General features: G+C 68.9%; 11 protein-coding genes. 5 read left to right on the top strand and 6 right to left on the bottom strand.

Annotated elements, in window-relative coordinates:
- Positions 1-27 precede the first annotated feature (27 nt).
- The 3 genes from H6900_09115 to H6900_09105 all read right to left on the bottom strand — a co-directional run bounded on the left by H6900_09115 (position 28) and on the right by H6900_09105 (position 2,876).
- On the bottom strand, positions 28-990 hold the full coding sequence (locus H6900_09115) for a dipeptide epimerase (protein ID MCC0073436.1): 963 nt from the start codon (positions 988-990) through the stop codon (positions 28-30).
- 111 nt (positions 991-1,101) lie between these two features.
- Positions 1,102-2,103 carry a DUF1611 domain-containing protein gene (locus H6900_09110; GenBank protein MCC0073435.1) on the bottom strand — a complete coding sequence of 334 codons (1,002 nt, stop codon included), beginning with the start codon at positions 2,101-2,103 and terminating at the stop codon, positions 1,102-1,104.
- A gap of 152 nt (positions 2,104-2,255) precedes the next feature.
- Positions 2,256-2,876: an isoprenylcysteine carboxylmethyltransferase family protein gene (locus H6900_09105; GenBank protein ID MCC0073434.1), complete on the bottom strand. Its 621-nt coding sequence runs from the start codon at positions 2,874-2,876 to the stop codon at positions 2,256-2,258.
- Positions 2,877-3,057: 181 nt separating this feature from the next.
- Here H6900_09105 and H6900_09100 point away from each other — a divergent pair, with 181 nt between their 5' ends.
- Positions 3,058-4,017, top strand: coding sequence for a CoA ester lyase (locus H6900_09100; protein MCC0073433.1), 960 nt, complete (start codon positions 3,058-3,060; stop codon positions 4,015-4,017).
- Between the two features lie 175 nt (positions 4,018-4,192).
- On the opposite strand, the gene H6900_09095 is transcribed toward H6900_09100, so the two are convergent.
- The gene (locus H6900_09095; protein MCC0073432.1) at positions 4,193-4,789 is read right to left on the bottom strand and encodes a GyrI-like domain-containing protein; all 597 of its coding nucleotides are present in this window, start codon (positions 4,787-4,789) and stop codon (positions 4,193-4,195) included.
- Between the two features lie 472 nt (positions 4,790-5,261).
- Here H6900_09095 and H6900_09090 point away from each other — a divergent pair, with 472 nt between their 5' ends.
- Positions 5,262-7,652 (top strand): DEAD/DEAH box helicase, encoded by a 2,391-nt coding sequence (locus H6900_09090; protein ID MCC0073431.1) that lies wholly within the window; start codon positions 5,262-5,264, stop codon positions 7,650-7,652.
- A gap of 174 nt (positions 7,653-7,826) precedes the next feature.
- Here the strand turns inward: H6900_09090 and H6900_09085 are convergent, their stop codons facing one another.
- Positions 7,827-8,813 carry a D-glycerate dehydrogenase gene (locus H6900_09085; GenBank protein ID MCC0073430.1) on the bottom strand — a complete coding sequence of 329 codons (987 nt, stop codon included), beginning with the start codon at positions 8,811-8,813 and terminating at the stop codon, positions 7,827-7,829.
- Between the two features lie 169 nt (positions 8,814-8,982).
- On the opposite strand from H6900_09085, the gene H6900_09080 reads away from it, so the two are divergent.
- The 3 genes from H6900_09080 to H6900_09070 are packed head-to-tail and all read left to right on the top strand — an operon-like array spanning position 8,983 to position 12,266.
- Positions 8,983-9,549, top strand: a complete 567-nt coding sequence (locus H6900_09080; GenBank protein ID MCC0073429.1) for a hypothetical protein — start codon at positions 8,983-8,985, stop codon at positions 9,547-9,549.
- 28 nt (positions 9,550-9,577) lie between these two features.
- Positions 9,578-11,554, top strand: a complete 1,977-nt coding sequence (locus tag H6900_09075; GenBank protein ID MCC0073428.1) for a PAS-domain containing protein — start codon at positions 9,578-9,580, stop codon at positions 11,552-11,554.
- A gap of 7 nt (positions 11,555-11,561) precedes the next feature.
- A complete protein-coding gene (locus tag H6900_09070) occupies positions 11,562-12,266 on the top strand; it encodes a response regulator transcription factor (GenBank protein ID MCC0073427.1) in 705 nt (234 codons plus the stop codon).
- Between the two features lie 22 nt (positions 12,267-12,288).
- Here the strand turns inward: H6900_09070 and fliP are convergent, their stop codons facing one another.
- Positions 12,289-13,014, bottom strand: coding sequence for a flagellar type III secretion system pore protein FliP (gene fliP / locus H6900_09065; GenBank protein ID MCC0073426.1), 726 nt, complete (start codon positions 13,012-13,014; stop codon positions 12,289-12,291).

Here is a 13,014-nt window from a genome sequence, read left to right as displayed (position 1 = left end):
CGCAAGGGCGCGCGCCGTCAAGAGGGCTCACCCCCAGAGCGCGGCCTCGGGCGGGTGCACGCCGGCGGCGTCATAGGCCAGCGGCGTCGCCCGGTCCTCGGCCAGCAACAGCGGGCCGTCCAGATCCACCACCTCGGCGCCCTGCGCGACCAGCACCGCGGGCGCCATCGCCAGCGACGTGCCGACCATGCAGCCCACCATCACCCGGTAGCCCTCGGCCCGGGCCGCGTCACGCAGCGCAAGCGCCTCGGTCAACCCGCCGGTCTTGTCCAGCTTGATGTTGACCATGTCATACTTGCCCCGCAGCGCCGGCAGGCTGGCCCGGTCATGGCAGCTTTCATCCGCGCAGACCGGCAGCGGGCGCGCGATCTCGGCCAGCAGGTCGTCCTGACCGGCCGGCAGGGGCTGTTCGACCATCTGCACGCCCAGGCGCAGCAGATGCGGCGCCAGGTCGGAGTAGACCTCGGCCGTCCACCCCTCGTTCGCATCGACGACGATGCGCGCGTTCGGAGCGCCGGCGCGCACCGCCTCCAGCCGCGCCATGTCGTCGGGCGTGCCCAGCTTGATCTTCAGAAGCGGCCGATGGGCATTCCGCGCGGCGGCGGCGCGCATCCGCTCGGGGGTGTCCAGCGACAGCGTGAAACAGGTTTCCATGGGCCCCGGCGCGGCCAGCCCCGCCAAGGTCCAGACCCGCGTGCCCCGGCGCTTCGCCTCCAGGTCCCACAGCGCGCAATCGACGGCGTTGCGCGCCGCACCGGCGGGCAACGCCGATTGCAGCGCGTCGCGGTCGATCCCGCCCGGCAAGCCCGCGATCTGCGCCGCCACCGACTCGATCGTCTCGCCATAGCGCGCGTAGGGCACGCACTCTCCCCGGCCGGTCAGCCCGTCCCGCTCGATCCGGACGGTCAGAACCCGCGCCTCGGTGCGCGACCCGCGCGAGATGGTGAATACCTCGGCCAGACGAAAACTCTCGGCCTCGACCCGGATCATGCGCATGTCCTTCTCATCTTTGTGCCCGAAATATCCTCGGGGGTATCCAAAGGGGGTGGAAAACCCCCTTTGGGCGGGGGGTTCGGGGGGCGGCAGCCCCCCGACGCTCCGTCACAGGTTTTCCAGCGCGTCCACCAGCTTGGCCGCGCCATAGCGGAACGGGTCGGTCGCCGGCAGACCCAGCCGAGCCTCGACCTCGGCCAGATAGGCCCGGGCCTCGGCATCCGCCATATGCTGCGTGTTCACCGACACGCCCACCGCCACGCAGGCCGGGTTCGCCACCCGCGCCAGCGCCAGCGCCGTATCGCGCACCGCCTCGATCGAGGGCAGTTGATACCCCGGAAGCCCGCGCATGTGGGGGCGCGTCGGCTCATGGCAGAGGACCAGCGCATCCGGCTGACCGCCGTGCACCAGGGCCAGCGTCACCCCCGAATAGCTGACGTGATAGAGGCTCCCCTGACCCTCGATCAGGTCCCAGTGGTCGGCGTCGTTGTCGGGCGTCAGATACTCGATCGAGCCGGCCATGAAATCGGCGATCACCGCATCCAGCGGCACACCACCGCCGGTGATCAGGATACCGGTCTGCCCGGTGGCGCGGAACGTGGCCTTCATGCCGCGCGCGCGCATCTCGCGCTCCATGCAGAGCGCCGTATACATCTTGCCGACCGAGCAATCCGTGCCCACCGCCAGCATCCTCTTGCCGGTGCGCTTGACACCATTGGCGATCGGATATTTCACTGAGGGGATGCGCACATCGTGCAGGGTGCGCCCGGTGGCCCGGGCGACCGCGGCCAGGTCCTCCTCGTCGCGCAGCAGGTTGTGCAGCCCCGAGGCCAGGTCGAAACCCTCTTCCAGGGCTTCGACCAGCACCTTCTTCCAGCTCTGACTGATGACGCCGCCGCGGTTCGCGACGCCGATCACCAGGGTTTTCACGCCCGCCGCCTTGGCCTCGGCCAGGGTCATGTCGGGCACGCCCATGTCGGCCTTGCAGCCTTCCAGACGCAGCTGGCCCACGGCATATTCCGGGCGCCAGTCCTTGATGCCCTGCGCGACCTTGGCCGCCAGTTGGTCGGGCGCATCGCCCAGGAACAGAAGATAGGGGGTTTCGATCATCGCAGGGACCTCGCAGGGATTTGGCGGCAAGAATGCCGCGCCTCGGGCGCAATGTCCTTGGAAAATCACGACACCACAGCGGAAAGTGGCGAAGATTCTTCACAGGGCAAGCGTTTGCGCGCAAATTTCGTGCGCGTCCCTGCCACGGCCCGTCAGAAGATCGAAAACAGGCTGGGCAGGCCCCAGGCATGCGCCAGATCGAGCAGCGCCACCAGCGGAATGAGGATCAGAAAGCCCAGCGCATCGGCGATGTTCGTGCGCAGGATCCGCGGCTTGAAGGTCACCGTCTCGGCCGTGTGGAACAGCGCAAGACGCGGCAACACGCGGGTCGTCACCCGCTGGGCGAACCGGTCATAGCCGGCGCCGAACTCGGCGCGCAGAAAGCGTTCCTCGCGTGCGGCGGTCGCGGACAGGATCAGCAGCGACAGCCCGCCCAGCAACAGCGCGAAAACCAGCGAATTCAGCATCAGCCCAAAGCCCGCCATCGCCAGCGTCGTGCCGAAATACAGGGGGTGGCGGCTCATGGAATAGGGGCCGTCCTGCACCACCTCGGCGTTCTTGCGCCCGCCGATATACAGGATCGCCCACACCCGGTAGAGCACCCCCGCCACCAGCATCAGCGTGCCCAGCGACCGCAGGATGGCCGTGGCCAGCGACCAGTCGGACCAGATCGGACGCGCCAGAACGATCAGTGGCACACAGGCAAGAAAGGCCAGGCGAACAATCCAGAAGCGGATCTTCTGGTTCACGGGCTTCACGGCGGTCTCGGACATGGGGTTTCCTTGCTGCAAGGGCCAGCGCATCGCATAGACCCGACGCGCCGGGGCGTCAATCGAGGGGCTTGCCGCGGCGCAATGTCGGGCCTCTCGCAGGCGCAGAATCCCCTTGCATCCACCCGCGCAAGATAATAACCAAGGCGCCAATCCAAACGCAATTTCCTTGCCCGAGGCCCGAATGTCCTTTCGCATCCAGCCCCCCGCTCCCGCCCGTCCCAATCGTTGCCAACTGTTCGGCCCGGGGTCGCGCACGGCGCTGTTCGAAAAGATGGCGGCCTCGGCGGCGGATGTGATCAACCTCGATCTCGAGGATTCCGTCGCCCCCTCGGACAAGGATCAGGCCCGCGCCAACGTCATCCGCGCGACGCATGACATCGACTGGGGCAACAAGCTGCTCAGCGTGCGCATCAACGGGCTGGACACGCCCTGGTGGTATCGCGATGTCGTGGACCTGCTGGAACAGGCCAGCGACCGGCTGGATCAGATCATGATCCCCAAGGTCGGCTGCGCGGCCGATGTTTACGCGGTGGACGCGCTCGTCACCGCGATCGAGCGCGCCAGGGGCCGCACCCGGCCGATCAGCTTCGAAGTCATCATCGAAAGCGCCGCCGGGATCGCCCATGTCGAAGAGATCGCGGCCTCGAGCCCGCGCCTGCAAGCGATGAGCCTGGGCGCGGCCGATTTCGCGGCTTCGATGGGGATGCAGACCACCGGCATCGGGGGCACGCAGGAAAACTACTACATGCTGCGCGAGGGCCAGTCCTATTGGTCCGATCCCTGGCACTGGGCGCAGACCGCCATTGTCGCCGCCTGCCGCACGCATGGCGTGCTGCCGGTGGACGGCCCGTTCGGCGATTTCTCGGATGACGACGGGTTCCGCGCGCAGGCCCGCCGTTCGGCCACGCTGGGCATGGTCGGCAAATGGGCGATCCACCCCAAGCAGGTCACACTGGCGAACGAGGTCTTCACCCCGTCGGACGCTGCCGTGGCCGACGCCCGCGCAATCCTGGCCGCGATGGAAGAGGCCAAGGCGAATGGCCAGGGCGCCACGACCTACAAGGGCAAGTTGATCGACATCGCCTCGATGAAGCAGGCCGAGGTGATCGTGAAACAGGCCGAACTGATCGCCAAAGGCTGAGGAACACCCGGGCCGCGCGGGAGGAGGACCCAAACGGCCACCGGAGGAGGCGCGCGCGTCGGAGAGATCCGGCGCGCGCTGTTTTTCCCCGGGACACGGACGGTTCCCAGGGGGCAGAGCCGCCCGAAAACCGTCAAGGGGGAAAAACCCGCCACCGCTCCCCCCTATGCGTGCATCAAGTGACAGGCTGGCGCAAAATCGTCTTCAGCCGCTCGGGCGCGACCCGCGCCGGGTCCGAAAGATAGATCTCGTGGTGGCGCCCTCTCAGCGCCCGGCCCCGCGCCGCCGCCTCGGCGTGCATTCTCTGGATCAGCGGGCCTTCGTCGGCATAGGGGCCGACGTGCAGCGCCTGAACGCAGGCCCCCTCGTCCAGCGTGGTCAGCGCGACCTGGTCCAGCGCCGCAATTCGCGCGCTGTCCATGGCCTTTTTCTGCCGGGCGGCAACGCGCAGGCCCTGGAACGCGACCTCATCCAGCCACGACGGCGCCCGGATCATCATCCGCCAGCGCCAGTCTTCGCGACGACCGGACAGAAACGCGGTCATGTCGTCGGCCCACCACAGCCCCTCCAGCGGCCCGACCTTTTCGTCGATCCCCCGCACCTTGCCGGCGAAGCGCGCGCCATAGGCCAGGGGATAGAGCGCCCCGACCGCCAACCTGTAGGCCGCGTCCCCGGGCGCGCCCTGCCCCTCGATGGCAAGGTAGGTCATTGCCGGAACCTGCACGAATTCAACAATTCCGGGTTTGCCTGACAATAGAGGGTCTTTGACCATCACAGGGTCTCCTATGGCAGAAAACGATCATTTCTTGCGCCCTGATGGGCTATTTCCAGGGGATCATGTTCGAAAAATCGCAGATCGCCGCGTCCGCTGGAACCGCGTCATGGCCCGCGATCGGCGTGTCCCACCAGCCCCACAGCGCCACATTCCAACCCGCACCCAGAGCCCGCCCCCCGCGCCATTCTCCCCGGTGCGCGCACTTTGCACCCCTGCCGAGGGGATACAGCCCCGGCCCCAGCTTGCCAAGCCGGGCCGCGCCCCACGCCCACCACATGACCGCGAAACGGCGGGCCGGGACGCGCCGAAAAGACCCGCGTTCGTCGTTTTCGATCGTCGATTGCCCCCGCAAGCCCCCTTCGCCCCTGTATTGGCTTGGCCGGGCCGTGCCTGTCTTGCTATTCTCCCCTATACAGCGCCGCCGCCCGGGCGTATTGGGGCGGCTTCTCTTTATATGCCGGACATTCCCATGACCTCCGCCCTGCCCTCTCTGCCCGCTCCTCTGGCGACCGCGCTCGCCGAACAGGGCTATGACACCCTGACGCCGGTGCAGGAGGCCATGCTCGACCCTGCCCTGACCGGAAAGGACCTGCTGGTCTCGGCACAGACGGGCTCGGGCAAGACCGTGGCCTTTGGCCTGGCGATGGCCGGTGACCTGCTGATGGAGGGCGACCAGATGCCGCCCCCCGACACCCCCCGCGCGCTGGTCATTGCGCCGACCCGCGAGCTTGCCTTGCAGGTCCGCCGCGAATTCGAATGGCTCTACGGCCCGGCGGGCGCGGTGTTGGCCAGTTGCGTCGGCGGGATGGACATCCGCACCGAACGCCGGGCGCTGGAACGTGGCGCGCACATCGTCGTCGGCACCCCGGGGCGCCTGCGCGACCATATCGAACGCTCGACGATCGACCTGACCACCGTGCGCGCCGTGGTTCTGGACGAAGCCGACGAGATGCTCGACCTCGGCTTTCGCGAGGATCTTGAATTCATCCTGCAAGCCCTGCCCGAGGATCGCCGCACGCTGCTCTTCTCGGCCACCGTCTCGCGCGAGATCGAACGCTTGGCGCAAACCTATCAGCGCGACGCGCAGCGCCTGGCAACGGCCGCGCCGCGCGAACAGCATGGCGACATTGCCTATCGCGCCATGGTGGTCGCCGCCGAGGATGCCGAACACGCCATCGTCAACACCCTGCGCTTTTACGAGGCCCGCAACGCCCTGGTCTTCTGCAAGACCCGCGCCGCCGTGAACCACCTGACCGCCCGGTTCCTGAACCGCGGCTTCCCGGTGGTGCCGCTGTCGGGCGAACTGGCGCAGGACGAACGCGCCCGCGCACTTCAGGCGATGCGCGACGGGCGCGCGCGGGTCTGCGTGGCAACCGATGTGGCCGCGCGCGGCATCGACCTGCCGGGGCTGGAACTGGTGATCCACGCCGACCTGCCCACCAACAAGGAAACGCTGCTGCACCGTTCGGGCCGCACCGGGCGCGCCGGCAAGAAGGGCGTGAGCGTGCTGGTGGTGCCGACCGCGGCCCAGCGCAAGGCCGAGCGCCTGCTGAAAATGGCCGGGGTCGAGGCCGACTGGGGCCCGGCACCCACCGCGGCCGAAGTGTCCGCCCGCGATGCCGAACGGCTGCTCACCGACGCCGCACTGACCGCGCCGGAAACCCCGGACGAGGCCGACACCATCGCCATGCTGGCCGAACGCTTCACCGCGCGCGAACTGGCGGCGGCCGTCTCGCGGTTCTATTTCGCGGCCCGCTCGGCGCCCGAGGACGTGGTGCCGGTCAGCGCCGACGGCCCGAAGCCGCGCGCCCGCGCAGAATTCGAACGCAGCTTCTGGGTGCGGTTGGGCGTCGGTCGCAACGAACGGGCCGAACCGCGCTGGCTGCTGCCGATGCTGTGCCGTGCCGGCCAGCTGACCAAGGCCGACATCGGGGCGATCCGCATCTACGACGATCACACCCTGGCGCAACTGCATGACGATTGCGCGGACCGCTTCTTCAACGCCCTGGGCGAGGACATGGCGCTGGAGCAGGGCATCCCCGTGACCCGTGCCGACGCCCCGCCCGAGGGCGAGCGCCCTGCCCCGCGGCCCCGTCGCGACGATGCCGAGCGTCCGGCCCGCGCACCGCGCCCGGACGGCGACAGCCGCCCGCCCCGCCGCGAGGACAGCGCGGATCGCCCCAAACCCGCCTATCGCGCGCGTGAGGACAGCGCGGATCGTCCCAAACCCGCCTATCGCGCGCGTGAGGACAGCGCGGATCGTCCCAAACCCGCGTATCGCGCGCGTGAGGACAGCGCGGATCGCCCCAAACCCGCCTATCGCCCACGCGAGGACAGCGCGGATCGTCCCAAACCCGCGTATCGCCCGCGTGAGGACAACGCCGATCGCCCCAAGCCCGCCTATCGCGCGCGTGAGGACAGCGCGGATCGCCCCAAACCCGCGTATCGCCCGCGTGAGGAACGCGCCGCCGGCGAACGCAGCGCCGAACGGCCCTACGCGCCGCGCGACCGCAAGGCGCAAGGCGACGCGCCCGGCGCCAAGCGTCCCTACAGCCCCAAGGGCGACGACAGCACCCGCAAACCGCGCGCACCCAAACGCGGCGACGACGCGGGCCCGGCGCGCAAATTTGCGAAATACACCGCCGAGCGCCCCGCGCGCGATGACAGGCGCGGCAAGGACGCGCCCGCCAGGGACATGACCGCGGCCGACCGGCCGGCGAAACCCGCCCGCCCCCGGATCGATCCCGAGGCCGCGCGCAATCCCTCGGCCCGCCTGGCCCCGCCCAAAGGCAAGAAGGCCCCGGATCGAAAGCCCCGCCCGACCGGCGGCGACCATCGCCCGACGCGGCCCAAACGCTGAAACAAACACCGGGGGGGCGCTGCCCCCCCTCGCCTTTCAGCCTTGTGCCCAAGGGGTATTTCAGGCCCCGACAGGGCGATTGACCCTTTGGTGGCGCGGCCCTTCTTTGTGCTGCAAATATCCTCCGGGAGGGTCCGGGAGGGTGGAAAACCCTCCCGGCGCTTGCCACAGGCGTTACAGCATCCCGGGAAGCACCTGATCCGGCGGCCGGTGGCCGTCGGCGAAGGTCTTGATGTTCAGGATGACCTTTTCGCCCATCTCGATCCGCCCTTCGAGCGTGGCCGACCCCATATGCGGCAAAAGCACGACATTCGACAGTTCGCGCAGTCGCGGATTGATCTCGTGGCCGTGTTCGAAAACGTCGAGACCGGCGCCGCCCAACTCGCCCGCGCGCAGCATCCGCGTCAGCGCGTTCTCGTCTATCACCTCGCCGCGCGACGTGTTGACGATCACCGCCGAGGGTTTCATCAGCTTCAGCCGCCGTGCGTTCATCAGGTGAAAGGTCGAGGGCGTGTGCGGGCAGTTGATGCTGATCACGTCCATGCGCGCGACCATCTGGTCGAGGCTTTCCCAGTAGGTCGCCTCCAGCGGGCCCTCGACCTCGGGGCGCAGGCGCCGGCGGTTGTGATAGTGGATCTGCATCCCGAAGGCCTGCGCGCGCCGCGCCACCGCCTGGCCGATCCGGCCCATCCCCAGAATGCCCAGCCGCTTGCCGCCGATCCGACCGCCCAGATGCGCCATCGGCGACCAGCCGCGCCAGTCGCCGGCCTGCATCTCGGCCAGGCCCTGGGGAATCTTGCGGGTCACGGCCAGCATCAGCGCCAGCGTCATGTCCGCGGTATCCTCGGTCACCACGCCCGGCGTATTCGACACCAGGATCCCGCGCTGGCGGGCAGATTGCACGTCGATGTGGTCAACCCCCGCGCCGTAGTTCGCGATCAGTTTCAGCCGCTCGCCCGCCTGCGCCAGCAGCGCCGCGTCGATCGAGTCGGTTACCGTCGGCACCAGAACGTCGGCGCGTTTCATCGCCTCGACCAGGTCCTCGCGGCTCATCCGGGTGTCGTCGTCGCGCAATTCGGCGTCGAACAGCTCCTTCAGCCGCGTTTCCACGGGATCGGGCAGGCGCCGGGTGACGACGACATGCAAACGCTTGAGGGGCATGGGAACCTCCGGTGTCTTCGATCGGGGGCCTTTCATCGCGGCCCGTTTTTTGGCAAAGTGACCCAGAGCGAACCGAGGCACAAGCCATCCGCGCACCCCGGCACGAAATAAAATTACCCGGGGGCCGCTGGCGACAACAGGACCGCGCAAGCGGGCCGGGCAGGACAGGATGAAACGGGCAATCGCCATCGCCGCGTTGTCGGCGCTGTTGCTGGGCACCGGGACGGTGGCCCGGGGCCAGACGCCGGACCAGTCCCTGGCCCAAACCGGAGAAGACCCGGCCGAACGGTCCGGGGCGGCCGACCCCTCGGTCGGGCCGGAAACCGGGCTGCCGTTGCCGCGCTATGTGTCGCTCAAGTCCTCGCGCACCTATGCGCGCCGCGGCCCATCGGACAGCCACCGCATCGACTGGGTCTACAACCTGCGCGACCTGCCGCTGCGCGTCACTGGCGAATTCGACCGCTGGCGCCGGGTCGAGGATTCCGAGGGCCAGGGCGGGTGGATCAGTTTCCAGATGCTGTCGGGCGTGCGCACGCTGCTCATCACCACGGACATGGCGCCGATGCGCACCCGACCCGCGGCCAACGCCCCCGAGGTCGCGCAGCTCGAACGCGGGGTCGTCGGGCGGATTTCCGAATGCAACCCGGACTGGTGCGAAATGACGGTGGACGGCACCTCGGGGTGGGTCGAACGCAGTATGGTCTGGGGCATCGACCCCGGCGAAACGCTGGACTAGCGGCCGGCGCCGGCGCTAAGTTGCGCCCATGCACGCCGAGCCGATCGAAAAGCTGACCCGCGCCGGATTGAGCCTGATCCAGCAGGCGCTGTCGATCTTCGACAGCGACCTGAAACTGGCGGTCTGCAACCCCCGTTATCAGGCCATGTTCGGCCTGCCCGATGCCCTGGTCGCGCGCGGCGCCTCGTTCGAGGATACGATCCGCTATCTGGTCGAGGCCGGGGAATACGGCCCGCAAAGCGACCCGGCCGAGGCCGTCCGCCAGCGCGTCGAGACCGCGCGCGCCTTTCAGCCGCACTACATGGAGCGTCAGCGCGCCAACGGGCGCTGGATCTCGGTCGAAGGCGCGCCGCTGGCCCAGGGCGGCTGGGTCACGGTCTATACCGACATCACCGAAATCAAGGTCCAGGAACAATTGCTGCGTGCCCGGTCCGAGGAACTCTCGGATCAGGTTCTGGCCCATGCAGAGCGCCTCGGTCTGGCGAACCGGGCGCTCGCCTCGGCCAACGCGGCGCTGCAAGAGGCCAAGCGCGAACTGACCGAAAGCGAAGCGCGCACCCGCCTGATGACCGAGATGGCGCCCGCGCATATCGCCCACCTGGACCGCGATCTGGTTTTTACCTATTCGAACAAACACCTGTCGGCGCTGATCCCCGGCGCCCCCGGTGACGTTGTCGGGCTGCATGCCTCGATTGCGCTGGGCCCGGGCACCTTCGCGCGCATCCTGCCGCCGATGCAGCGCGCCCTGGCGGGTGAGCCGGCGGTCTGCGAGATCACCCACGAAGACAGCGGCCGGCGCTTGCGGGTCGCGCTGACCCCCGATCTCGATGGCCGGCCGGGCGGCATTTACCTTCTGTCCACCGACATCACCGCCGAAACGCAGGCCCGCGCGGCCCTGATGCAGACCCGAAAACGCGAGCTGGCGGCGCAGCTGACCTCGGGGCTGGCGCATGATTTCGCCAATCTGCTGACGATCATCCTGGGCTTGCAGGGCAAACTGGCGCGCGATCCGCGCCTGGACCACGAGGCGGCCGAGGCGGTGCGCGCGACGCTGGCCGCGGCCCGACGCGGCGGCACCTTGCTGCAACGGATCGGCGAGATCTCGGGCGAGCGCGCCCTCAGGCCCGAGCCGGTCGATCTGGAGGCGTTGCTCGACGACCTTCGCATGATGGCGTCGCCGTCCCTGCCCGAGGGCACCCGACTGCAGATCGCGCTGGAGCCGGGCCTGCCGCGCATGATGCTGGACCCGGGCGCGGTTCAGGATGCGTTGCTCAACCTGATCCTGAACGCGCGCGACGCGATCTGCGGCACGGCCGGCCGCGCGTCGGCCACGGCGCCAACCAGCCAGACTGGCGGCACGGTCCGTCTGGATGCGCGTCGCGTGCGCGATACCTGGCTGGAGCTTACGGTCGAGGACACGGGCCCCGGGTTTTCCGACGAAGCGTTGAAGCGCGGCCTCGATCCCTTTTTCACCACCAAGGGCGGCGAGGGCTCGGGGCTGGGGCTGGCGATGGTGTTCGACCAGGCCTCGCTTGCCGGCGGATCGGTGCGCTTGTCGAACCGGACCGCCGGCGGCGCGCGCGTCACGCTGCGCCTGCCCCTGCGGCCCGCCGCCGATCCGGCGCCCAACCAGTCGCGCCTGGTTCTGCTGGTCGAAGACAGCCCCGAGATCCGCACCCATGTGCGCGAGATCCTGGTCGGCCTGGGCCATCAGGTGATCGAAGCCGAAACCGCCAGCGACGCACTGGCCCTGTCCCAGATCCCCGAGATCGGCGCCGTATTGTCCGACATCCAGCTTCCGGGCGAGGCCACGGGGCTCGCGCTGTTGCGCCAGTTGCGCGCGGCGCGGCCGACCCTGCCGTCGCTGCTGATGACCTCGCTGCCGCCCCACGATTCCCTCCATGCCGCCGCCGCCGCCGAATTCGGGGTCTTGCAGAAACCCTTCGAACCGGATGATCTGGACGCGGCGTTGCACGGCCCGACGGCCCGGACGTTCGCCCCATAGGAGCCCCATGTCCCAACCCCATGTCGCCATCCTCGACGACGAGGCCGAAATCCGCTGCATCCTGGCCGATGCGCTGACCGAGGCCGGGTTTCGCACGTCCAGCTACTCGCGCGCGACCGAATTCGAGGCGGCGCTGAAACGCACCGCGCCCGATGTCTGTCTGGTCGATCTGGGCCTGCCGGACCGCGACGGCCTGGCCCTGGTGCACCGCCTGGCGCTGGAATCGGGCGCGACGATCATCATCATCTCGGGCCGCGCGGCGCCACACGACCGGGTGACAGGCCTGGAACTGGGGGCTGACGACTACATCATCAAACCCTTCGAACCGGCCGAGGTCGTGGCCCGGATCCGTGCCCGCCTGCGCAAGGGTCGGCCGGCGCAGGGCAGCGGCGGCAGCATCGCGCGGTTCAACGGCTGGGAGGCCCAGTTCGACCGCTACGTGCTGATCGGCGCGGACGGCGCCGAGGTGCCCTTCAGCCACGCCGAGGGCGAGGTCCTGCGCCTGTTCCTGGATGCCCCGAAACGGCTGATCTCGCGCACGCAGATGCAGGAAAGCCTGGGCGGCGCGGCCGGTGAAAGCTTTGACCGGGCGATGGATGTCCGCATCTCGCGGTTGCGCGCGAAGCTGGGCGAGGACCCCAAGAACCCGCGCCTGATCAAGACGATCTATGGCGCGGGATACATCTTTCTGGGCGACGTGCACTGGAGTTGAGCCGCGCGCGCCCGGCGGCGGGTCAGAAATAGCCCCGCACCAACGAAGCCGACACCAGCGTCCAGCCATCCGCCACGACGAAGAACGCCAGTTTGAACGGCAGCGACACCACCGCCGGCGGAACCATCATCATGCCCATCGACATCAGCACCGCCGCCACCACCAGGTCGATGATGAGGAACGGCAGGAAGATCACGAAGCCGACCTCGAACGCGCGCGACAGTTCCGACAACAGGAAGGACGGCACCAGCACCGACAGCGGACCGTCGGGCGAAAAGACGGGCGCGTCGGGCCGCAGCGTGGCCAGACCCTGCCAGGTGTCGGGGTCGATGCGTGCCGCCATGAAGCCGCGAAAGGGCACGATCGCGCGCGCCATGGCCTCGTCCACGCCGATCTGCCCCGCCTGAAGCGGCACCACACCCGCGTCCCAGGCCGCCGTAAAGACCGGTTCCATCACGAAATAGGTCAGGAACAGCGCCAGCGTGGTCAGCAGCATCGACGGCGGCGACTGCTGCAACCCGATCGCCTGCCGCAGGATCGCCAGCACCGTGACGATGAAGGGAAAGCAGGTGACCATGACCATCAGCCCCGGCACCAGGCTGAGAAGGGTCAGCAACACCATGAGCTGCACGGAGCGGACCGCCAGCCCGCCCCCCTCGCCCATCGACAGAGTCACCTCTTGCGCCGATGCGGCGATGGGCCAGACCAGCAGCGCCAGCAGCGCCAGAATCGCGACTGCGCGGCGCAT

Source organism: Rhodobacter sp. (assembly GCA_020637515.1).
Classification (GTDB): Bacteria; Pseudomonadota; Alphaproteobacteria; order Rhodobacterales; family Rhodobacteraceae; genus Pararhodobacter.
Note: the sequence above shows the minus strand (reverse complement) of the source record. Positions and strands in the feature narration are given on the sequence as shown.

Bases quoted from the DNA above. Each gene is read 5' to 3' on its own strand.
- H6900_09070 (MCC0073427.1), top strand. From the start codon at position 11,562: ATGTCCCAACCCCATGTCGCCATCCTCGACGACGAGGCCGAAATCCGC.
- fliP (MCC0073426.1), bottom strand. From the start codon at position 13,014: ATGCGCCGCGCAGTCGCGATTCTGGCGCTGCTGGCGCTGCTGGTCTGG.
- H6900_09110 (MCC0073435.1), bottom strand. From the start codon at position 2,103: ATGATCGAAACCCCCTATCTTCTGTTCCTGGGCGATGCGCCCGACCAA.
- H6900_09095 (MCC0073432.1), bottom strand. From the start codon at position 4,789: ATGGTCAAAGACCCTCTATTGTCAGGCAAACCCGGAATTGTTGAATTC.
- H6900_09085 (MCC0073430.1), bottom strand. From the start codon at position 8,813: ATGCCCCTCAAGCGTTTGCATGTCGTCGTCACCCGGCGCCTGCCCGAT.
- H6900_09100 (MCC0073433.1), top strand. From the start codon at position 3,058: ATGTCCTTTCGCATCCAGCCCCCCGCTCCCGCCCGTCCCAATCGTTGC.
- H6900_09090 (MCC0073431.1), top strand. From the start codon at position 5,262: ATGACCTCCGCCCTGCCCTCTCTGCCCGCTCCTCTGGCGACCGCGCTC.
- H6900_09105 (MCC0073434.1), bottom strand. From the start codon at position 2,876: ATGTCCGAGACCGCCGTGAAGCCCGTGAACCAGAAGATCCGCTTCTGG.
- H6900_09115 (MCC0073436.1), bottom strand. From the start codon at position 990: ATGATCCGGGTCGAGGCCGAGAGTTTTCGTCTGGCCGAGGTATTCACC.
- H6900_09080 (MCC0073429.1), top strand. From the start codon at position 8,983: ATGAAACGGGCAATCGCCATCGCCGCGTTGTCGGCGCTGTTGCTGGGC.
- H6900_09075 (MCC0073428.1), top strand. From the start codon at position 9,578: ATGCACGCCGAGCCGATCGAAAAGCTGACCCGCGCCGGATTGAGCCTG.